The sequence below is a fragment of the Methanospirillum hungatei JF-1 genome, from assembly GCF_000013445.1.
GTDB classification, from domain to species: Archaea; Halobacteriota; Methanomicrobia; order Methanomicrobiales; family Methanospirillaceae; genus Methanospirillum; species Methanospirillum hungatei.
Genome location: NC_007796.1, coordinates 1,765,702 through 1,787,422, shown reverse-complemented (window position 1 = coordinate 1,787,422; position 21,721 = coordinate 1,765,702). Strand labels below are relative to the sequence as shown.

Annotated in this window: 25 protein-coding genes; 16 read left to right on the top strand and 9 right to left on the bottom strand. The window is 45.2% G+C overall.

The features are described 5' to 3' along the window. The first annotated feature begins 73 nt into the window (after positions 1-73). The gene (locus MHUN_RS08140; RefSeq protein ID WP_011448554.1) at positions 74-820 is read left to right on the top strand and encodes a ribonuclease Z; all 747 of its coding nucleotides are present in this window, start codon (positions 74-76) and stop codon (positions 818-820) included. 1 nt (position 821) lies between these two features. Here the strand turns inward: MHUN_RS08140 and MHUN_RS08135 are convergent, their stop codons facing one another. Both MHUN_RS08135 and MHUN_RS08130 read right to left on the bottom strand, forming a co-directional pair. Beyond that, positions 822-1,496, bottom strand: coding sequence for a MarC family protein (locus MHUN_RS08135; RefSeq protein ID WP_011448553.1), 675 nt, complete (start codon positions 1,494-1,496; stop codon positions 822-824). Between the two features lie 113 nt (positions 1,497-1,609). Next, a complete protein-coding gene (locus MHUN_RS08130; RefSeq protein ID WP_011448552.1) occupies positions 1,610-1,903 on the bottom strand; it encodes a GYD domain-containing protein in 294 nt (97 codons plus the stop codon). A gap of 167 nt (positions 1,904-2,070) precedes the next feature. On the opposite strand from MHUN_RS08130, the gene MHUN_RS08125 reads away from it, so the two are divergent. Beyond that, positions 2,071-3,573, top strand: a complete 1,503-nt coding sequence (locus tag MHUN_RS08125; protein WP_011448551.1) for a transglutaminase-like domain-containing protein — start codon at positions 2,071-2,073, stop codon at positions 3,571-3,573. Positions 3,574-3,580: 7 nt separating this feature from the next. On the opposite strand, the gene MHUN_RS08120 is transcribed toward MHUN_RS08125, so the two are convergent. Beyond that, positions 3,581-4,813 carry an FprA family A-type flavoprotein gene (locus MHUN_RS08120; RefSeq protein ID WP_011448550.1) on the bottom strand — a complete coding sequence of 411 codons (1,233 nt, stop codon included), beginning with the start codon at positions 4,811-4,813 and terminating at the stop codon, positions 3,581-3,583. Positions 4,814-4,895: 82 nt separating this feature from the next. Here MHUN_RS08120 and MHUN_RS08115 point away from each other — a divergent pair, with 82 nt between their 5' ends. Both MHUN_RS08115 and MHUN_RS08110 read left to right on the top strand, forming a co-directional pair. Next, positions 4,896-5,684, top strand: coding sequence for a V4R domain-containing protein (locus MHUN_RS08115; protein ID WP_048067907.1), 789 nt, complete (start codon positions 4,896-4,898; stop codon positions 5,682-5,684). A gap of 38 nt (positions 5,685-5,722) precedes the next feature. Continuing rightward, complete coding sequence (locus MHUN_RS08110; RefSeq protein WP_052288855.1) at positions 5,723-6,283, top strand: hypothetical protein; 561 nt, start codon at positions 5,723-5,725, stop codon at positions 6,281-6,283. On the opposite strand, the gene MHUN_RS08105 is transcribed toward MHUN_RS08110, so the two are convergent. Continuing rightward, the gene (locus tag MHUN_RS08105) at positions 6,278-6,796 is read right to left on the bottom strand and encodes a hypothetical protein (protein WP_011448547.1); all 519 of its coding nucleotides are present in this window, start codon (positions 6,794-6,796) and stop codon (positions 6,278-6,280) included. The two genes, MHUN_RS08110 and MHUN_RS08105, sit on opposite strands and share 6 nt — an antisense overlap. An 84-nt stretch (positions 6,797-6,880) precedes the next feature. On the opposite strand from MHUN_RS08105, the gene MHUN_RS18260 reads away from it, so the two are divergent. From MHUN_RS18260 to MHUN_RS08070, 7 genes are all read left to right on the top strand, one after another. Next, positions 6,881-7,741 (top strand): GNAT family N-acetyltransferase, encoded by an 861-nt coding sequence (locus MHUN_RS18260; protein ID WP_011448546.1) that lies wholly within the window; start codon positions 6,881-6,883, stop codon positions 7,739-7,741. Beyond that, positions 7,738-8,295 (top strand): cysteine hydrolase family protein, encoded by a 558-nt coding sequence (locus MHUN_RS08095; RefSeq protein WP_011448545.1) that lies wholly within the window; start codon positions 7,738-7,740, stop codon positions 8,293-8,295. The genes MHUN_RS18260 and MHUN_RS08095 overlap by 4 nt, the downstream gene beginning before the upstream one ends. A gap of 66 nt (positions 8,296-8,361) precedes the next feature. Further along, on the top strand, positions 8,362-8,637 hold the full coding sequence (locus MHUN_RS08090) for a DUF1294 domain-containing protein (protein WP_011448544.1): 276 nt from the start codon (positions 8,362-8,364) through the stop codon (positions 8,635-8,637). A gap of 76 nt (positions 8,638-8,713) precedes the next feature. Beyond that, positions 8,714-9,793, top strand: a complete 1,080-nt coding sequence (locus MHUN_RS08085) for a cache domain-containing protein (RefSeq protein ID WP_158498194.1) — start codon at positions 8,714-8,716, stop codon at positions 9,791-9,793. Positions 9,794-9,905: 112 nt separating this feature from the next. Then, the gene (locus tag MHUN_RS08080) at positions 9,906-10,739 is read left to right on the top strand and encodes a hypothetical protein (RefSeq protein WP_011448542.1); all 834 of its coding nucleotides are present in this window, start codon (positions 9,906-9,908) and stop codon (positions 10,737-10,739) included. A gap of 93 nt (positions 10,740-10,832) precedes the next feature. Next, on the top strand, positions 10,833-11,555 hold the full coding sequence (locus MHUN_RS08075) for a helix-turn-helix domain-containing protein (protein ID WP_011448541.1): 723 nt from the start codon (positions 10,833-10,835) through the stop codon (positions 11,553-11,555). 195 nt (positions 11,556-11,750) lie between these two features. Beyond that, positions 11,751-13,097: an alpha/beta hydrolase family protein gene (locus MHUN_RS08070; protein WP_011448540.1), complete on the top strand. Its 1,347-nt coding sequence runs from the start codon at positions 11,751-11,753 to the stop codon at positions 13,095-13,097. A gap of 2 nt (positions 13,098-13,099) precedes the next feature. On the opposite strand, the gene MHUN_RS08065 is transcribed toward MHUN_RS08070, so the two are convergent. Beyond that, entirely contained in the window at positions 13,100-13,924 is an 825-nt protein-coding gene (locus MHUN_RS08065; protein ID WP_011448539.1) for a nitroreductase family protein, read from the bottom strand. A gap of 64 nt (positions 13,925-13,988) precedes the next feature. Continuing rightward, positions 13,989-14,177, bottom strand: a complete 189-nt coding sequence (dmpI, locus tag MHUN_RS08060) for a 4-oxalocrotonate tautomerase DmpI (protein ID WP_048067904.1) — start codon at positions 14,175-14,177, stop codon at positions 13,989-13,991. A 151-nt stretch (positions 14,178-14,328) separates the two neighbouring features. Here dmpI and MHUN_RS08055 point away from each other — a divergent pair, with 151 nt between their 5' ends. Then, positions 14,329-14,694 (top strand): winged helix-turn-helix transcriptional regulator, encoded by a 366-nt coding sequence (locus MHUN_RS08055; RefSeq protein ID WP_011448537.1) that lies wholly within the window; start codon positions 14,329-14,331, stop codon positions 14,692-14,694. A 13-nt stretch (positions 14,695-14,707) separates the two neighbouring features. Here the strand turns inward: MHUN_RS08055 and MHUN_RS08050 are convergent, their stop codons facing one another. Continuing rightward, a complete protein-coding gene (locus tag MHUN_RS08050; protein ID WP_011448536.1) occupies positions 14,708-15,172 on the bottom strand; it encodes an LEA type 2 family protein in 465 nt (154 codons plus the stop codon). 195 nt (positions 15,173-15,367) lie between these two features. Here MHUN_RS08050 and MHUN_RS08045 point away from each other — a divergent pair, with 195 nt between their 5' ends. The 3 genes from MHUN_RS08045 to MHUN_RS08035 all read left to right on the top strand — a co-directional run bounded on the left by MHUN_RS08045 (position 15,368) and on the right by MHUN_RS08035 (position 18,711). Then, on the top strand, positions 15,368-15,802 hold the full coding sequence (locus MHUN_RS08045) for a hypothetical protein (RefSeq protein ID WP_011448535.1): 435 nt from the start codon (positions 15,368-15,370) through the stop codon (positions 15,800-15,802). Between the two features lie 112 nt (positions 15,803-15,914). Next, on the top strand, positions 15,915-17,246 hold the full coding sequence (locus tag MHUN_RS08040; RefSeq protein WP_011448534.1) for a hypothetical protein: 1,332 nt from the start codon (positions 15,915-15,917) through the stop codon (positions 17,244-17,246). Positions 17,247-17,316: 70 nt separating this feature from the next. Then, the gene (locus MHUN_RS08035; RefSeq protein WP_011448533.1) at positions 17,317-18,711 is read left to right on the top strand and encodes an ATP-binding protein; all 1,395 of its coding nucleotides are present in this window, start codon (positions 17,317-17,319) and stop codon (positions 18,709-18,711) included. Positions 18,712-18,852: 141 nt separating this feature from the next. Here MHUN_RS08035 and MHUN_RS08030 read toward each other — a convergent pair whose 3' ends face one another. Then, entirely contained in the window at positions 18,853-20,463 is a 1,611-nt protein-coding gene (locus MHUN_RS08030; protein ID WP_011447087.1) for an IS1182-like element ISMhu2 family transposase, read from the bottom strand. Between the two features lie 37 nt (positions 20,464-20,500). Next, positions 20,501-20,671: a hypothetical protein gene (locus MHUN_RS18985; protein ID WP_158498193.1), complete on the bottom strand. Its 171-nt coding sequence runs from the start codon at positions 20,669-20,671 to the stop codon at positions 20,501-20,503. 76 nt (positions 20,672-20,747) lie between these two features. Here MHUN_RS18985 and MHUN_RS08025 point away from each other — a divergent pair, with 76 nt between their 5' ends. Beyond that, positions 20,748-21,719, top strand: a complete 972-nt coding sequence (locus tag MHUN_RS08025; protein ID WP_143709426.1) for a hypothetical protein — start codon at positions 20,748-20,750, stop codon at positions 21,717-21,719. Positions 21,720-21,721 lie beyond the last annotated feature (2 nt).

Below are 21,721 nucleotides of genomic sequence, written 5' to 3'. Positions count from 1 at the left end.
CAAAAATAATAATTTCAGGTAGAGGCCGGAACACTCCTTATATCTGTTCTTAAATCGAAATACTCATGAGATAATGGAAGAGATCACCGTAATTTTTCATGGAACAAACGGGTGGTACACCTCAAAAACCGGGTACACCACCTGCATCACCATTGATACCCCTGACTGTTTTATCATTCTCGACGCCGGAGAGGGATTTACGAAGATCCCGGATGTGTACCTCTGTATCAAAAAACCCGCCCTCCTGTTCTTCTCCCACTTTCACCTGGATCATATATCCGGGCTGCATACCCTGGCACGGTGCCGGTTTGAAGGAGGCCTGTCCATCTATGGTCCGCCCGGGGTTCAGATACTATCCGGATTTATCGGGTATCCCTACACCGTCCCGATTGATGAACTGACCTATCCGGTAACTATCACTGAGCTTCCGGAGGGCAGGTCTGATCTCTGCATCCCGGTACAGACTGCATTTCTTGTCCATACCCAGCCGGTCTTCGGGTATCGGTTTGAGTTTTCAAAAACGATTGCATTCTGCACCGATACCGGACCCTGCGAGGGAATACTCACACTTGGGGCAGGAGCAGATCTATTGATCACTGAATGTGCTTATCTCCCCGGACAGGAAAACCCCGGATGGCCTCATTTAAACCCAGAAGTAGCCGTTCGTCTTGCAACAGAGGCAGGGGCGGACCAGCTGGCACTGGTTCATTTTGCTGCCGATCTGTACACCACCCTTGATCAGCGGCTCTCAATCAGGAATATTGGACCTCAGTTCTCGGATGTAATCATCGGTACTGATGATATGGTAATCAGGCTGTAATTTATCCGGACAGGGAGGGGAGGATCATGGTGGTGATCGCTCCGGTAATCCCATCCAGTGTCAGCTGGACTGCAATCGCTGCAAGGACCAGTCCCATCAGCCGGACTAGGATCTCAATTCCCTGGTTCCCGAGCACCTTCCCGATATAATCTGAGCTGAGGTTGAGGATGGTTATGAAGATGACAATAAGAAGGATGACGAGCAAACCTCCAAGAAACGCCGTCTCGGTCGGTGCATTACTGCCAAAGAGGATGGCTGCAGCAATCGATCCAGGTCCGACATAGAGTGGTATACCCAGCGGGACAATTATTGTGGGGAGAATAGATTCGTTCTTCTCCAGAAGCATCTCTTTTCCGGTGTCTGATATGACCCGGTTCATCGTTATCGTGTGAGTACCGCTCATCATGGAAAGAGCAACGCCAAACAGAATAATTCCCCCGGCTATCTGGAACGCAGGGAGGGATATGTGGAAAAAACTCAGGACCATCTGGCCTGAGAAGAGAAAAACTGCCATCGCGACGAAGATGAAAGCCGAGAGGACCAGAGCGGTCTTTCTTCGTACCGGGGCACTGAGGGTATTCGTGTATGCAATAAAAAACGGAAGGTTTCCGAACGGATCCAGGATTGCAAAAAAGGTCCCGATTGCGCCGACCAGATACCCGACATCTGAAACCATCTTATACCTGAAATATTAGTCTTTCAATATATTGATGTGTGCCTGTTATCTGTTACCTCCTGCTCTTGTTTTGGAGTTCATGAAAAAAGGAGCTTTGAGGACTCTGACATAGCTCAGGGTAACTTATGAATAAGGCTATACATCTGTTCAGGTGGCATTGCCATCAGCGTTTCAGAACTGACGGTGCTGAACCTGCCGATTTCGAGAAGAATCAGTCCCATGATCTCCTGAGACGGGGCTTCAATAATCGCCACAAAATCATACTGACCAAAGGTGTAATAGAGCGAAACCAGATTACCTCCGGCATTTTTGATTATTTCGGCAGCCCTTTTATCTCTCTCCTGTAATTCACGGGTTTGTTCAACGGCAAGATTTGTCAGTCTGCCAAGCAGGATGAAGGTGAGCATGGAGAGTAGTTGGTGACTGGGTATTTAAATTTCGTGTTGATGCCGTCCAAGGACATTGGTGGTCTCTCTCTGAAAATCCCCTGAATTTCGGACGTTTTCATGTGTGGTCGTCAGTTCGAAGAATTAATCTCCCATTGACCCATAAAGAAAATTATATGGGAGTTAAGATGGGTAGTCGCGTGTTGGAGATTACTTTTTTTTTGACGGTTTTGATTGTCATACCGGGAATTGCTATCGGCGCTTCTGAACAATCTGCCGATGAGATGCTTCAACTGGCTGAGAATGCAGTCAAAGACGGGAACTATGAACACGCCTATAATCTTTTCATGAACGCCTCAGAAAAATTTGCTGCACTCGGTAATGAGGCGGAAAAGAAAGATGCTCTCCGCCAGGCTAAAAGAATGAGTTGGCTGTTTGCCGAGATGAACCTGAACAGGACGAGCGCAGATGAGACTATTCAGGAGGCTTTTCCTCAATTCACTCAGGAAGAACGGGAGGCATTCCTGGAACCGGGAGCCTCAATCCAGTTCGAATCTGACGGCCAGATCTATTATTATGAAGGTATTGCCCGAAATATCAGATTTCACAACGCCTCCCTGAGTCAGAACTATACCCGATCGCTCGGTGAATCACCGTTTTTCGATCAGATATCTCCGTTTATCAGTGCTCCACGCGATAAGAAGAACCCGCTCTATCTGAATCATACCTTCCAGGGAACGGGAGAGTTGAGTATTCCCCGAAATCTTCTTCCTGACAACGGGACTTTGCAGGTCTGGTATCCGCTTCCGGTCAGTATTGAGAGTCAGTCAGATATCTTGGTGACATCTGTTCAGCCTGAAGAATATGTGGTATCAGAACCGGTGACAACGGGTGACATCGGAGAGGTATACCTGGAGATACCTCTTGAGAAGATGATGGACGATTATGTGAATGTCTCAGTCAGGCTCACGTTTACCACAAGCCCGCGGATTCTTGATCTCGATCCTGATGCGATTCCGGTGTACGATACATCAGATCCTCTGTATCAGCGGTATACGAAAAGTCAGCCAAATATCAATGTCACTCCGGAAATTATGGCATTAGCAAACCAGATCGTCGGAGATGAAACAAATCCGTATAAAAAGGCACGGCTCATCTATGATTATATCTTACAGACGCTTCCTTACAGCAATGTGCCTCATGCATATCTCACTGCAATGTCCATTCCGGAATCTGAATTTGTACATTATACCGGCTTTGGCGATTGCGGAACCCAGAGTACCTATTTCGCTGCATTATGTCGGGCGGTCGGCATTCCAGCACGGGCTCCAGGCGGGTATCAGATAGTACCAGGGCATCAGGGAACGCATTTCTGGGCGGAGTTCTACCTCCCCGAATATGGGTGGATTCCTGTTGATGTTACTGTTGCAGATGCAGCGGACTGGGCCTACAATGCCACCCCTGAACAGGTTACCGAGTACAAGGATTTCTTCTTTGGTAACCTGGATCCATACCGGTTTACCATCCAGACCGATGTGGACGAACCCTTCAGCGGAGAGCCAAATCCGGATATTCTCTTTACCGCTGTCCACCAGAACCCTTCTGTGGTATGCACCTCGTCTGATTCAGATGTTGAGATGCTTGGAATGATCTATTCGACATATACCTTTGAGGATCTCACTCCAGAATAAAAGGGGATCAGGCTGGAATCCCTTTATTTTTTATGGCCTCTGCTATCTCAAAACCCGCATCGAACGCCTGTTCCAGTTCATCGGCATTTGGAACAAATACGACTTCCATGGTCTTTGTGACAGTAAATCCCGCGGTTTTCAGTTCATCTGCAATCATGGCCGGAGCACCGCCTTTTCCGCCCATTGAGCCGAAGGTCATGGCATAGCGTTCACCGGTCCGGTCAAAATGCAGACCTTTCAGGTAATAGATGAGATCCCCGATGCTTGGATACGGCATGTCATTAATGGTTGGAATACCAATCATCAGGCCCTTTGACTCCAGAATGTGCTTCACAATCTCTGACCGCTCATCCTCATGCAGGTTAAAGATCTTCACATCACATCCGCCGGTTATGACCCCTTCTGCGAGAGCATGGGCAAGCATCCGGGTGGATCCATGCATGGTGTCATAGACGATGGTAACCTTTGGTTTGATGAGAGTCCCGGTGGCCCAGCCGATATATGCATTGATGATCTTTGATGGATCGGTCCAGATCTGTCCATGGGACGGGGCAATCATCTTCACTTTGCTGATGAGATCAAGGTTTGTCAATTCGGTTGCTTTTTTGATGAACAGCCCTGATAGCGGAACGATAAGATTTGCATAGAACTTCTGTGCAGCATCCATCAGAACCGCTTCAGGAATCTCGCTGTCAAGACGCTTGGTGAAACAGAGATGCTGACCAAATGCGTCATTTGGGAAGAGAATTCCATCCTCCACAAGGAGGGTGAACATGGAATCAGGCCAGTGGAGGAGCGGTGCCTGAACAAATGCCAGGGTCTTCTTCCCATAGTCAAGGGTATCTCCGGTTTTGATATGCCTGAACTCTGCTCCCTGTACGGTTGGGTAATGTCTTACAAGTCCTTTTTCTGCAATTTCAGTGCAGTAGATGGGTGCATCAGGGAATTTTTTATGAATCTCTGCAAGAGCTCCGGAATGATCCTTCTCGACATGGTTCTGAACGATGATGTCGATATGGAGATCCCGGCCTTCCCGGCTACATGCATCAGCAATCCTTCCCCACATCTGTGCAGCCTGCCCTGGATAGACATTATCTATCAGGACAGTCTTTTCACCAAAGAGGAGGTATGCGTTGTATGTCGTTCCATCAAGAGTATATCCATGGTAGGATCGAAGGTCCCAGTCCAGTGTTCCGACCCAGTATACTCCTTCTGCAATTTTATATGCACTTGCTTTCATAATTCAACTCGTTAGTATTTGTACGAACATTCTATTGTATGCGAACAAATATGAACCTTCCGGATTATATGTACATGCAGCAGTGACCGAAGAATATACAAAGAATCTGGATGATGATATCCAGCTCTTCTCATCCAGAAATCGGGTTATGGCGATTGACAGCCAGGTGAAGAAGAGGATACTTGAGCTTTTGCAGTCACGGGATCATTCATTTTATGAGATTGTCACACTCTGTGGAAAGGCAAAATCCACCATATCGGTCCATGTTCATGATCTCCTGAAAGCAGGTCTTATCTCATCACATACTGATCCAGATGACAGCAGAAAAAAGATACTTTCCCTTACCTCACATCCCATCGGGCGGCTGACCAATCTTGATCGGCATGCACCGGTCAGAGAGGATAAAAGTGAGGTATCTGCCCGACTCCCATTTGAACCGGGAGATATTGCATCCTTTTTCAGATGGGGAGTCCGGGTGTTCAGAACAGAGGCGATGGCTCTTGGGATCAATGTTGATCCGGTGCTTGAACGAACGGGATGGGAGATTGGCAGGGTCCTTGCCCCCCTGGTGTATGATTCCGACCTCTCTCGGATGGTTGAGAAAATGCATGAATTCTGGTCAGTGCATGGTCTTGGATCGGTTACCCTGAGTGGATCTGATCCAATCTCTCTCACTGTTCAGGGATGTTTTGAGTGTGAGGACCTCCCGGTTACCGGTCATGGTGCCTGCTCGTTTGATATCGGGGTATTATCTGCGATATTCTCCGGGTATCTGAATGAGCCGGTGAGAATAACGGAGATTGAATGTTATTCTGCTGGGCATGACCATTGTAAATTTATTATTGAGCAAAAAGCAAGGGTTAATCGATAATTTAAAAATCCACCCCAAAAAGTAACTTATAGATGAGAATGAATAAAAAAATTTCAGTAGATCAGGAAATAACTGGTCTTCCTGGGGTAAAGATTGGCGATTTCTGGTCATGGGCATATTCAGATCTTTTAAGTAATACTGTACGGCCCCTGTTTGCTGAATTTCTTGTCGGCTATGCTCTTGATGTGACAGAATCACCAAGGGTTGAATGGAATTACATCGATTTTTGTTATAAAGGGTTAAAAATTGAAGTAAAGAGTTCTGGCTATCTGCAAAGCTGGAATATGGAAAAACCCTCTCTTATAAAATTTGATATTGCCAAAAAAATACCCTGGGATGCCAGTACAAACAAATACGGGGACCATGAGGTGAGATCAGCAGATTTGTATATTTTTTGCGTATTGACAGAGAAGAATCCTGATAATGTCTGCGTTTTTGATCTGGCTCAATGGGAATTTTACGTATTTAGGACTTCTGATATCAATAAGCATTTCAGAGATCAAAAATCGATTACATTATCCCGGTTACAACAATATTCTCAGCCAATAGCATTTGAAGATGTTAAGAAAAGAGTAGATGAGATGGTGGAATTATTATAAACATCTTTTCCGCAACGTCTCTGATACAATCACATCAAATACCAAATGAATATCCTCACGAGCCTTCTCAAACCAATTCAGCGTCGCATCTCTTGCATATACCTTTTCATTTTGACTCATCGCCTGGAAATCAAGAATAATCATATCGGTTTTCCATGTGTATCTGATCTGTATTAGAGTCCCTTTCTCCGCTCCCGGTAGGATAATCTCCATTTTTAATCCATACAGCATCAGTTTTGCCAGTGATTTTGGTATATCTGGGGCAATAGATATCAGATGGACCGGTTCATCATCTGGAAAAAGATGGAACTCATCGGTATATGTGAGCATTAAATCATGAAAGGTCTCATTCTGATACCTATTAAGTGAATCAGCCATTTCATTCCGGATTACCTCCCATCCCGGGTATGGTTTTGGAATAAGTATCTCAACAGGAGAGTTGCCAGATGTATAGTACCGGCAGATGACCTCCTTCACCGGAGATTTGGAGAAATTATGGGGAGGGACTATCACAGATACAGGTTCATCAGAATCATCATTTTTAATTTCGGTTCACACTCCCAATAATCATATAGAAACAACAAAAGACCTGATACTATGGTCCGGATCATATCCTCTCCCCGCATCATCAGTGCAACTGGAACGCCCCCAAAAAGAATTGAAGAATATGTGGGAAGAATCGTATCCGGAACACCGGAGGTCAGTATTGCACGGATGGTAAGCCCCCCCGGCTGGTCAGAGCCATATCAGACTCCGGAGTTTGATGAATATTCGGTTGTGCTCTCCGGGACATTGCAGGTAGAGACTGATGGTCAGGTGTTTTTAGTGCCATCCGGACAGGCGGTTCTGGTCCCCGCAGGATCCAGAGTCAGATACAGCACGCCTGAGGGTGCAGAATATATCGCTGTATGCCACCCGGCCTTTGCTCAGGAACTTGCGCACCGGGCAGAAGAGGAGAAGCAGGAGTCGAAATTAAAGAACTCTGTTGATGTGCAGTATGAGATCCATGCAGCCGGACCAGAAGAGACCCACAGGATAGAAAAACTCTGGGAACAGCTCAGGGTGTGCATCATATCCCGCAATAAAATGTTCTCCGGGCAGATGAGAAAAGTCAGGTTTCATGACCGGAAAAATGACCTGCTGGAGAAGAACACTGACCGGTTGATTCGCATCTTTTTTGCCGTCGACACCCTGTCCGGGGATGATATCGGGTATTGTTACTGTTCGGTTGCCCCCGGTTCCTATGGAGAGATAGAGTCCATCTTTGTGTGTGATGAGGCCAGGAACCGGGGAATCGGGACAACACTCATGGTTCATGCCCTGACCTGGATGAAAGAAGAAGGGTGCACCGATATCAGGGTCCATGTAACCGTCGGAAATGAAGATGTGCTCCCCTTCTACCAGAAATTCGGGCTGCATCCACGACAATATATCTTAGCAAATCCGGGGGAATTATGACAAACACTGCTCTCATCCTTATTGATATCCAGAATGACTACTTTCCTGGCGGTGCCATGGAATGCCACCAGAGTCTTGACGCCGGGAAAAAAGCTAGTCTTTTATTGGATTTTGCCCGGACCCGTGGCATAGAACCTATTTATATCAGACACATCTCAACACGCCCGAATGCGACATTTTTCCTCCCTGGAACCAAAGGAGCAGAGATATCAGATCTGGTATCCCCAAAAGCCGGGGAGAAGATCATCGAAAAACAGTATCCGAACAGTTTCAGGCAGACTGAGTTTGGATCATATCTTCAGAAAAGGGGGGTACACAATCTCATCATAGCCGGAATGATGAGTCACATGTGTATCGATGCGACGACAAGGGCAGCAGCAGATCTTGGATTTGCCTGTATTCTTGCTCATGATGCATGTACAACCCGTGATCTGACGTTTCAGGAAGTAACTGTCCCTGCTCCCCTGGTCCATGCTGCCTATATGGGGGCCCTGTCAGGGCTCTATGCCAGAGTTCTCTCAACAGATGAGATAATAAAGGGCGGAATTCTCTAAAAAGATACTTATGGAGCATATGGGAAAAAAATATGAAAAATACGAAAGATAAGAAAGGACGTTTTCATGAATAGTATATTTTTTATTCCCTATTTCATTCTCAACATCATATCCTTTGCATTATTCGGGTATGACAAACACCGGGCTATGCGTGAAGAGTACCGGTTATCTGAACGGAATCTGATAACCGTGGCATTTTTCGGACCCTTTGGTGCCTATGCAGGGATGAGGATCTTCAGGCACAAGATTCGAAAACCACTCTTTTCCATAATGGTCCCCGTGTTTATCCTTATTCATGCCGGTATCTATGCCCTGCTTCTCTCCGCGTTTCTCTCCGGTTGATGCCGGTGTGGTTCCGGTGCTCTCTTATAAACCTCTATACCAGAACTCTTTTCTTGTGTTCCGCCGAAAAAAATGTATGATTCGATCAATGGCATCGGTGGGTGTTTTTTTCATTGCACTCTCATTTCTCTGTGCTGCGGGGTGTATTGCACAGGAGACCGGTTTAGAGATCACGAGCTACGGGACTATTACCTACATCGATCTTGAAGGGGGTTTTTATGGCTTTATTGCTCAGGATGGAGCACAGTATCTTCCATTGGATCTGCCTGATGAATACAAACAGGATGGCCTGTTGGTAGACATTACCGGAGTCATTGATACAGATGTGATGACTATCCAGATGTGGGGGCAGCCACTTCGGATCCTCTCGATTACAAAGCATGAGGGGTTTACACAATCAGACAGCTGGTATGAGGGAGAAACCTCTTTTCTGTCACCCGAAGAAGAACTGGCAATAACAACCCTGCAACTCAGGTCTTCTACCGCTCTTTCAAAGACATTACAGGATTGTGATGCCGCCATCGCCGCATATGCCGCAGAGCTCAAGGGAAAGAATCTGCAGGGTCCTGATGCACAAGGCTATCTTGAAAAAGTAGCGAAGAGCAACCCTGCCATATTTGAAGTAAGTCTTCTTGACCGCTCCGGCACGATAATTGCAGTATATCCTGAAAAATACAGCAGCAGTATTGGTTCAAATGTCAAAAACCAGACGATGGTCGCCTCGGTTATCCGCAATCCTGCCCCTGGCATGAGTGAGTATTTCGAGACTGTCGAAGGAGAATTTGCAGTAAGTATCATTTATCCGGTCTACTCTTCATCGCTCTCAGTTACCGGATACCTCTCGGTGCTCCTCCATCCCGCTCTTCTGGTGGAGAGCTCCCTGGATTCATTGACAAACGGGACGGACCTGAACATCCTGGTGATCCAGCCTGATGGCACCATAATCGGGCATGAAGGGTCTCTGCCTGCCACGGTATCCGATCCTTCTGCGATTCAGAAGATCGCTGACCTTGCCTCATCACCGGTTGGAACCTATCTTGCCGGGTATGATATGCTCTCTCTGGGTGATGTAGTACCATCCGGCGAGGACAAAACTTTGGTATACTGGAACACCGTCTCCCTCCATAATACCTCTTGGAGAGTCATGGTTTTCTAAATCCTGCCTCTTTTTGATTCCTTTCTATCTTTCAAAGTTCCTTTTTAATCTCTGCTTCATCATATCAGAGCACGAATTATTAACCTTCTTCCAGCGAATATGAAGAATAAGAATGAAGTTCCGACCCTGGAGTAACCCGGTCCCTTTTATCCTCATAACATTGGTTTCTATCATCATTGGTCGTATTATTGAATATTTTATCCATGAATCGGGTCATTTTGCCACCGCATGGATGATGGGGATCACCATGACACCTGATCCAATGCAGGCAATCATCACAACCCCGATACACATCACCCGGTATCAGACTGGCATATATGGATTTTCTGAATCCTTTCAGTATATCCCCTATATGTCTGGATTAGATGTAAGTTCAGCGTCCATGACTGCGATCGGAGGTCTTCTGTTCAATGCTCTGGCAGCAGTCTTATGTTTCTGGATATTCCTGAAAAGCCGTGGAATTAAATACAAAAGCCTTATGACACTTTCCCTCTGGGTGCTCATCTTCAACCTTGGTGCCCTGTTCTCTTATATTCCGATGCGGGTCTTTGAGGTAACAGGCGATGTCGGGTTTTTCCTCTCATCGCTCTCTGTTCATCCGGTGATATTCCTCTTTCCAACCCTCATTCTTATTGCTGCCGGACTGATTATCTATTTTTCAGTCATACTGCCGCTCTATTGCCTCTCAATACCAGTAAAAAATAAATTTATAAGATTCTTTATCCTCCTCTGTTCGACAATCATCCTATTCATGTATATGGCCGGCCCCATATCTACCGAGCTCCGCATATCTGACATAATGACTTTACCAGAAATGATCAATATCTTCCCGGTACTTGTAATTGGTCAATGTATCTTCCTTATCGCTCTTCTTCTGGTCGGCTTATTACGGCTCAATTCCCTTCAGTCTTCACGATATTTGGGAGCGAAGAAAAAGGTTGCATAAATCCGCTTATTTTTTAAAATTCACACAATCGGGGCTGGATTCATACTCATGAGATCACTTTTTGTGTTCAGAAATTAATTAGACTGGGAGAAGATGTCTCACCAGAAACAGATCATCACCCTTTCCCTCTCTCCGGAAATTATAAACCGGCTCAATCACTTCGCTACAGAGCAGAACATGTCCATAGAGGATATTGCAGGTGATCTGCTCAGCCAGGCACTCAATATTAAAAAACATGATATAACGAGGATTGTATCCTGCGATCGGAAAACTGCCTCCGTCCCGACCGACCATGAGATTCTGCGTGAGATAATACACCGTCAGGACGAGGAGATATCATGGCTTCGGGGACAAATAGCCCGGCTTTCAACTCTCTCTCCCACGACTCATGTGATCAGGCATGAGTACCCTGCTCTCATTCAGGACCCCCGTGCGGCCATGCAAAGACCGGTGCTGCAGGAGACAAAATCCTCCGTCGCTGAAGAGAAGGAGTCTGAAGGAAGTGCCATCCCTCCCGCCCCGATCTCGGTGGATGATGTCCAGTATTCGCTTTCAGAATCCGGAATAGAATCTGAAGAACTTATTCCGTCAGGGTTTGCAGGGCCTGAACGGGCTGGTGACCGGATGCTCCGTGACTCAATCGGTGGAGTCATGGATGAGATTCTGTATACTGTGTCAGAAGCTGCTGCCATTGCCGGTGAGAGTGAGTCGGTACTGTTAGAGTATATTGCAGACGGATTTCTGCCAGCACTCCGTGATGGTCCCGTCTGTCGTATTCGGGGGATTGATCTTCGCCGGTATATGATGAGTAAATAATTATAAATCCCTTTTGAGGCTGTTTCATAACTTCAAACCGATCGTATAATGAGGTAAAAACCCGTTCTTTTATCGGCGATTTACGTTAATCGAATAGAAATTGTACTCTTGCGGAAATGACATTTTATTAAACAGCCTCTCTGGTATCCGGATTTATCAGCAATATTTTTTTCCTTTCCCTGTGAAGATATTGGCATGTCTCTTCCTGTACGGTATCTGCTGTTAGGTGGAGTAATTCTTTTTGGATTTTTGATTCTGTCTTGTTCTGCAACAGATGAGATCTCCCCACAGCCGGTCATCAATGTGAATACAACCTGTTCCCCTTTTATGGTTAATGACCCTGAGTTTGATTTTGAACTGAAACGAACCCTTTCCAGTATGTACTCCGGTGGATCTGATCTGGGAGAGGTCATTGCCACAGCATCCCGGATAAAACCTCTCAATTATGAGAACTGGTATACAGAATGGACAAAGACCGCAGATCATTTTAAAAAAGTCGGTGATACGGCGTATGAACAGGGCCACCTGGTTTCAGCGCATGATGCCTGGCTCCGTGCCCAGACCTATTACCGGACTGCTGAATTCTTCCTTCATCGAAATCCAGACGACCCCCGGATTCTGACCTCATGGAAGAACAGTGTGGATACCTTCAGGGCAGCTATGGAACTTGATCCGGTTCACATGGAGATTGTGTCGATTCCCTATGAAAATACCACCCTCCCAGGATATTTCTACTCTGCAGATGAGTCGGGTGAGAAGAAACCTCTCCTGATAATCCAGACCGGGTATGATGGAACCCAGGAGGAACTCTACTCAAATGCTCTTGAAGGAGTGAAGAGAGGGTATAATGTGCTCACCTTTGAAGGCCCTGGACAGGGTGAGGTGATCCGTGTTCAGAAGATCCCCTTCAGATATGACTGGGAGAAGGTAGTAGGCCCGGTTCTTGATTATGCAACGAGCAGACCAGATGTTGATTCTGAACGGATAGGTATGTGGGGGATCAGTATGGGGGGATATTTCGTCCCCCGGGCTGCTGCGTTTGATAACCGGATTCATGCAATCATAGCCGACAGTGCTATCTATGACATGGCGAATGAACAGATCAGTCAGTTCAGAATGGGATTCCCGGACCCCCAGAATGTAACACGTGAAGATGTGTTTGACTTCATCAGGGAAAACAAGGACTATGTCAACGAGGATATGTATGCCAGGATGAAGAATTCGACCAGTCTGGACTGGGCCATGACTCAGGGAATGTATGTGTTTGATGTCCCTACTCCGGCTGATGTGATGCTCACCTATGAGCCCTACACACTTGAAGGTGTCATTGAGAACATCACAGCAGCAACCCTTGTTTGTGACGGGATAAGTGACTCAAAGATTGGCGGTCAGGCACAGTCATTTTATGAGGCTCTGAAATGCCCAAAGACATACCTAGTCTTTACCGACGAGTTTTGCGCCGGTGAACATTGTCAGCTGGGGGCATCCGGCATTTCATATCAGGAAAAATTAGACTGGCTTGATGACCAGTTACATCCCTGATTTTATTTCCAGATGACCTGCAGAGCATTCCGTTTTGGTATCTGGGAAAATTTGTACCGTGGATATCCGATCATCATGGCATACATCGGAATATGATCTGCCGGCAGTCCGAGCCGTGCAACAAGGTCTGGTGATTCATTCCATGCAATCTGTACAATTCCTGCCCAGCAGGTTCCAAGGCCAAGAGCCGGTGCTGCAAGGTCAACGTGGGTAAGGGCGATAATTGCATCAATAAACCCGATCGGATTCTGTTTGTGGGTATAGGCAACCACCAGGTGAGGAGCACCATGACAAACATGATCCTCTCCCCGTTCCCATGCATCGATGATCATCGGAAGGATCGGTTTGAGCGGGTGTTCGATATCTGTCTGCATCAGTTTGCAGGCCCATTCAACCGTGCCGGCAACAATCTTTTTAACTTCATCAGGGTTTTCAACGACGAGCCAGCGAACCAACTGTCCATTCATGCCGGTTGGTGCATATCTGACCACATCGAGGATTTTTTGCAGGATCTCCCGGGGCACTGGTTTTTCTTTATAACTCCTAACCGAACGCCTGACCATCATCAGTCTGCTCAGATCCCCAAATGATGGAATCGAATCAGAAGCACAGTCGGGAATTGGTCCGGCCCCTTCATAATCCACATCAATTGCTCCCTGTGGGCAGACTGCACTGCAATGGCCGCATTTGCTGCAGAACGGTATCATATCCGGGTTGGGAGAAGCGACATTTTCTCCTTCTTTCATCTCAAGGATACAATAGGGGCAGAGGGACATACAGATTTTACATCCGTTACATTTTGACGGATCGATGGTGATTGTAGTCATGGTAATCGTACTCTTTCGACGTGTGAATATCTAGTTTTGATTTTTCCTGGTACTGATCTTCCGATTATAAGATTCTGTGTGACAATGACTGTCCACCGACACCGATGGCATCAAGGGGATATTCCTTAATCAGAACAACGAATGACTGCTCAGGGAGGGTTAGGATCTTTGCAGCAGCAGTGGTGAGTGCCTGTATGAGTTCCTGCTTCTTTTCCAGAGCGGTCGGCCCCATTTCAATTGATATTACTGGCATTCTTTTCTCCATTGGATACAAGGATACATCAGGGGTAAGAAAGAACCTTTTCTATTCGTTCCCACGATTGTTCCTAACGTATCATTACTATACTATTGGTAGTAATTATATTATAAATAATTGCATTCTAATTAATAGTAAAACACCATACATGAATGAAAAAGGTCCGTATCATTGTCCGGTTGAGGCCGCCCTGGCCGTTATTGGCGGAAAATGGAAGGCCCTCATCATCTGGCAGCTCAAAGGAGGGACTCTTCGGTTTACCCAGCTGACCGAGCGGTTGCCGATGGTATCACCCCGGATGCTGACAAAACAACTGCGTGAACTGGAGGACGACGGGGTTATCAGCAGGAAAATCTATCCTGAAGTCCCCCCACGGGTAGAATATTCCCTCACAGCCCTTGGGACCTCGGTTATTCCTGTGCTCGAGTCGCTCTGTGCCTGGGGATCAGAATACCTGCTTCATAACGGATGCCCCCTGCCGGAAAAAAATTGTCAGGGTGAGTCTTCCACCTGATTCCTCATCTCTATCAGAGTGAGATGGGGATAGTTTTCGTTTTACTGAACGGGATCTCCGGAGCAAATCCAAAGAAGGACGGCTGTGCAATACCCTCAACCTGGATTGTTATCTCCCCTTGAATGAGGATATGAAATCCTGCTTTAATAAGGTCTGCATTCTTTGCAGACACCGGGAGCAGAACCGTACTTTCACCAGTGCCGATGTTAATAGTTCCTGTCTCAACATGACTGAGCGGTTCCCAGTTTCCATCTTTGAGATATGTGACATCGGCGGTGATTTTTTGAAACGTCACCCCGAATATATTCGGGTTCTTTATATCAAGCGTAACGTCAAGACCAAGGTCCGTGGCATTGATGTATGCAAGGTCAACAGATCCAACGGTTACTGTCGGCTCTTGAAAAAGAGCACTGCATCCGCAGAGAAATATGGCTGCTATAAGGATTCCGGGCAGCAGTAGGGTATAGGTTTTTTTCATCTCTCTTCTCCGGAATGGGTATTGGGTTCTTGAGATAATGAATGATCTGTTCTGTTTGTAAAATAATTCCCTGGTTTACAGTTTGGAGACCCAAAATTATCAAGAGGTTTTTTGCTTATCGTGATTATTTATTAATTAATATACTAGGTTAACTAAAAAATTGGGTAAAAAATGTTCCCTCTCATATAGCAAAACATGAAATTTATCATACGTATCCTGATCATACTGCTTTGTGCATCCGCTGTTCCGGTATCTGCTCTTGACAGTGATCCCGCTGATACTCCTTCTTCTCCAGGGATGGCAGATCAGTCTGCTCTGGACAACAAGACTCCGGCAGATCGCGATATGGATGCGATGATTCACCTGCTCCAGGAATCAGGGGTTGATATCTCCTATGGTGACGACGGTGAAACGATATTCTCCATGGTAGAAAAGTCATTACACCAGATCATCGTGTCGCTTTCATCCGGCAATATGGAGGGGTTTATGGATATCCCGCTTATCAGGGAAACGCTTGATTATTTTGGTCTTTCAGCAGATGATATTGTCATGAGTCCGAACGATGCAAATGGCAGGATGCAGGCCATCGATTTGTACGAGCGGAAATATGAATCAAAATCCGGCGTGTAGCTGGAAAATGCGTATTCATTCAGGCTGATCACTATTGCCTGCCATTAGTGCCAAACTCATATGCCGGTTTTTCAGGAACAAATAAATTCAGGAACTTGCAATCTCCTTTTTAATGTTCGATGGAATTATGGGTATTCATGCACAGAGATCTGCATTCGATGGAGTATACCGGTATTTTCTGACGATTCTGTTCCTCATTCTGTTCTCCTCTTCTGCCCATGCAGCAGTCTCTGAAGAGCAGATTATCTTCAACGGGCCATTTTTTGAAAATTTTGGACATGGATTTACCAACTGGACCGGTGATTCTGCTCCACCAAGCGGCACCATGCTCCTTAAGGGAAGTCTGTCTGCCTTCCCTGATGAGGTGGCTCCCGGCGATGAGGTTGAATTTACCCTGAACCTGGATGTCTCGGCAATGACCATAGCCGGGAAAGATGGTGCAGTTTTAAAGAACACTCAGGATCGGCTCTGGTCCCTTGATACAGTCAAACTCTTAGGTGAACGGATAAATTTTACGGTAATCCCTGATTCTGAACTGCTTGGAATCGGCGTCGGTTCACAGGTTCCTGGTCTTATCCTCAGAAGCACCAGGAGATCCGTAATGGTCCCCATCCCTGAAACCGTGCAGCCTGGTGTGTACTCAATCAGGGCCGGTGCAGGGTCTGATATGCGAACCGGTGTGGTCAATATTACAGTCCTGAACGGGTCAAAGCCGTTCCCGGAAGATGACCTGAATGCATCCGTTGATATTCCCCTCACCCCTGAAATCACGCCGACTCCGGAGGTCCCTCCTAAGCAAACCCCGGAAGAACCGGTATCAGATCCCCGGTTTGCCGGCATGAGTGAGAAGATCGTCAATGAGCGGGGGATTCATGTCACCAGCATCTACCCATATTCCGGCGGGGCTGGCAATACCATGGGAATTAAGATCTATGGTGATCATTTTTCATCCCCGGTATATGTCACGCTGGTGAAAGACAACGTCGGTATTGAGGCGTACAATTACTGCTTTACCGAAAACCAGAAGTATGGCGTCGTAATGATTGACATTCCGTCAGATGCAGAGCAGGGAACCTGGAACCTTGTCATTACCACGAAGACCGGAAAGGCAACTGTTCCATTCGAGATCACGGGAAAGCAGATTCCACCTGTTATCATATCGGTAGAGGCTCCGGTCCTTACTCCTGACAAAGCCAGCGATGTGACCATAACCGGAAGGGAGTTCATGGAGCCATGTGAGGTCCTTCTTGCCGGCGATAGTCTGACCTGGTTCTCATATCAGCCAAAACCGGTCTTGACCCACAATACTATAAAGATCCGGGTGAAGATCGATGCTCCACTATCAGATGAAGTCAAATCAGGGAAACTGGATCTCTGTGTTATTAACAATGACGGGGTTTCATCGGTATACAAGAAAGCAATAGCATTTACAGTTGAATCATAACCTTAATCTTTTTTATTGCGATTTAGGAACTATCGATATTATTATACTTTCAAGTAGACTACTTTAAAGTATGTTCATAGATCGGAAAACAGAATTATCAGCTCTCATCCGGAGGTTTCATAGTGAGAAGGCAGAACTTGTAATCTTGTATGGAAGACGGCGGGTTGGAAAGAGCGAACTTACTGATCAGTTCATCAGTCAGGTAGGGGGAATTCGGCTCCTGGCCAGGGAGGAGTCAAAACATCTGCAGTTAAAACGGATCTCCTCCGAATTGGCAGGTTTTTTTCAGGATGATTATCTCCTCCATGCACCATTTCCTGACTGGGATGCATTTTTTGTATATCTTACAAAACGTGGCGATAAGCGTGTTGTTATTGCAATTGATGAATTTCCATACCTTGTTCAGGAGGATTCGTCACTTCCTTCTCTTCTACAGTACTACTGGGATACCGCTCTTGGAAAGACTCACCTCTATCTGATATTATCAGGTTCAAGTATCGGGCTTGTTGAGTCTCAACTCATGCAGTACAAAAGCCCGCTTTATGGGAGAAGGACCGGGCAGATATTACTCAAACCATTTCGGTTCATTGATTTTTATCCGTATGTGAATGATCTGCGAACCGCGATAATACTCTATGCAATTTTTGGAGGAACGCCCGCGTATTGTCTCATTGATGAACCCTTCCTGGATCTTGAAGAGATCGTATGTGAGAACCTGCTTATGGAAGATGCATTCCTCTATCGGGATGTAGAGTTTGTTCTTCGTATGGAACTGAAAGAGCCCAGATATTATTATTCAATCCTCCTCTCAATAGCAAGTGGCAATACGACAATAGGGCTCATTGCCAATGATTGTGGTCTTGAAAAGGGCCTGGTTTCCAAGTATCTTGCAACCCTTGCAGACTTACAGTTAATACGAAGAGAAACTCCCGTATTGTCCGGATCTGTGAGTCGAAAGGGGGTTTATCTCCTTAACGACAATCTGTTTTCTTTCTGGTTCCGGTTTGTATACCCATATCGAAAAGAGATAGAAATGGGCGAATCAAAATATGTATATCGTGAGAATATTGCCCCTCAATTATCACAGTATATCGGGCGCAGATTTGAGGAGATCATTCTGGATGTATTTTATCTTTTCAACTCACAGGGTCTTTTTCCAGTCAGGTTTTCAGATATCGGGCGATGGTGGTATAAGGAGCAGGAGATCGATCTCGTAGCCGTTGATCCAAAATCAGATACAATCCTCTTCTGTGAGTGTAAATGGCAGGATAATGTTCATGTTGAAAAAATAGTCCAGAGTTTGAAAAAGAAAGCTGTTCTCGTAAAATGGGGTACTTCATATCGAAAGGAGATCTATTGTGTTATCGGCCGTTCATGCGTCCCCTACCAGGAGGATGAGACGATTATTTTCTATGATCTCGATGATCTCGAAAAGATGATTCGTGCGTGTCTGAATCCTGTCTGAAAAGAACCCCCTGTCTCTATTTTTTGAGCAACTGAACAGCCGTCCCGACTATGATGGTAATTATGCCGGCTATCGAGGGTGTTGCACCAATGATCAATATCATGCAGGATCACAAATGATCGATCTCTACCCCTTAAGCTATCAACCAAAATAGACTAATTGATGTATGAACCTGCATGTATCAATTCCCACTTTACATACTGTGTTTGCAAAAATATAGGAAAAACCTGAACCTCTTGACGGTTTTATAATATTCGTAGCAAATTCTTTAATTTTAACTATACCCTCAAATCTGATAAGTTTTTTTATATTATGCACTAATGCAGCTAAAAAGAATTCTCCCTCGCAATTCTCTTTCCCTTTTTGAGAGAAACTCCTAAACCTCATATTATGTTTCATATTACCAAAAACTGGTTCGACCATGTATTTTCGTTTTCGATATAACTCTCTACCAGTGGGGGATTTCACACGTACTTCCATAACTCGTTTACAAATTTCCTGAGTTGTTGCTTGTTTCTCTCTGTTCATAAAAGATTGCCAAACAAACGTCCCGATACTTTGCAATTCCGGAAATGTGATTATTTCTCCCATACAAATCGCCCGACATATCATTTCCATTCGTGAGATATACCCATCATTATCTGAATATTCTGGAATTTTTCTTTCTTTAGAAGGAGGGATGATGAGTTGAATGCCATAATCCAATTCTGCTAAAGAATTCGGGTATGAGAAATAACCTGCATCAGATAGTAGTATATTAGGCGAAATTGATGGATGAATACCCGTAAAAAGGTCTTCGAGTTCATTTAGCATAGGTATTAATAATTTTTTATCGTTTTGCTCATCTGATATCATTGCAGCGAGGATAAATTGATTTTCAGAAACGATAATCTGCCCATTATACCCTTGAATCCAGCCATTGGTGGTTGACATTATCTGACTTTCAGGATCAGTGAGATTTACTTTTGAATCTGAAGATGGCTCTTTTTTAGGCTCTAAAGGCTTTCTACCTCGTTTCTTTTTACCCGATTCTAATTCTTCTTTTTCGCGGTCCAGAATCTTTTCTTCTTGTTTTTTAGATTCGATATCATGTCGTTCAATTAATTTCTCTTTAGCCCGATTAAGAACTTCCTTTCGTTTTTCTTTTGTTGAAAGATGCTCAGGTAGTCGGTTAATCTCCATATCCTGAATATTTATATCATCGTTTTCTAACTCATCAATTTCCTGTGATTCATCAAAAAGCCGACCTAGCTCTGCTTCAAGGTATTTTAATTTTTTATTGGCTGATAAAGAGGCATTACAGCCAAATTTTGATCCATCGAGGGCTAGGACACCGATTCTTGCTATCCCGGATTCTACGATAATTTGAGATAATTGTTTAAAAAGGGATTTGATTTCTTTTGAATTATTCTTCTTGAAACGATAGATCGTTGTATGGTCAGGTGTAAGATTATTGGCGACGATCCGATATCCAATATCATAATGGCAGCACATCTCAATTTTTCTGCTAGATTTTTCTCCACGAATCATTGAATAAATTATTATTCCAAGCATTGAACGAGGATCAAAAAAGGCAGAACCGCGACCATCGTCACGATATTTATTAATAAATGGACTAATATCGAGAATCGAAAGAATTTCTAATATGCCATAAGTAATATCATTTTCAGATAGCCAGTCCATCGCATTGACAGGGAGTAAAAATTGTTGTTCATTACCATATCCTCTAATCATGTTATAGCGATGAGACATATAATATATTGATCTTAATAATATATATAATTAAGCTTTAATAATTTATATTAAGCTTTTTTTGTGTTTGTGCAACAGCCTCTATCGTCAGTAATACTCCTGCATAGAGAGGAAACGGCGCAAGGAATGATATGCTATCAGACAGCAGCCAAAGAAGAATTCCGACACATGTTGCGATTATTCCCTGAATGAGGTACCGATATTCCATTTACATCTCCATGCTCATACCGATCAGGATAGGACAAATATTTTCCCCTAAGCCTTACGAGTATCAGATGATTATCATGAGAAGATATTGGATTTTTCCATCCGTCGTGATCCTCATTCTGATTATATCCCTGCTTATTTTACCGGTATATGGGGCATCTCCATCCTATGATCCGGTGACCGGACGGGATTATGATACTTTCGGAGGATTTTTTGATCAGTACGGTCAGTATGTAGATCCCATGGGCGGTGTCATGGACCAGTACGGGGAGTATGTACCGGATAGTTACTCTGAAGCCTGTGATACCTACTCTGATTCACAAGGGCAGGTCTATGGGGGAAAAGCTCTTAACGGCAGTATGAAGGAAGGAGACTGGTTGTTTGGGAATACTGACAAGTACCGGATCGACTGGCCCCCGTATATTGAATTGACCAGAAATTCGGATTGTAACCTGCAGGGAAGCTATATCAATGCTGCCGGTGTTCCTTTCACGATTACCATCCGGGAGAAGAGGAGATATCTTGGGACAACTGTTGATCAGATTGCCTTAAACCTTAAAGATATTGCTGATCCCTCAACGCAGGAAAAGTTGTTCAAGGAGGCTGGAAGGGAGACAGAACTGGCCAGAATGATGCTCCAGAGTAAGGTCATTGATGATAACGGGTATATCCATCTTATCAGGGGAGAGATTTCAAATCCGGATGAGAACCGGTGTAAATCATGGAATGTTGGGTTTACCGGGTATTCATTTGATAATGGCAGGCGGTTCAGGGCTTCATATTGGAGCTGTTATGTCTGTAATGCATTCGATGGTTCGCTGGAAGAAGGTGAGTATCATTGCCATCTGCTGTATTCGGATCCGATGAGTGAAGACAACACAGGTACCCAGTGGCCCTGGGCATCCATGGCAGAAGAGGATATTGACGGTGACTGGCTGGGTGATGGACAGCAGATCGATGATCCGGGACCGGTGAAAACGAACGCACCGATGCATGGGGTGAATCCACTTGGATCGGCCAGCTTCGATGTTCCGATAAAATTAGAATAAAA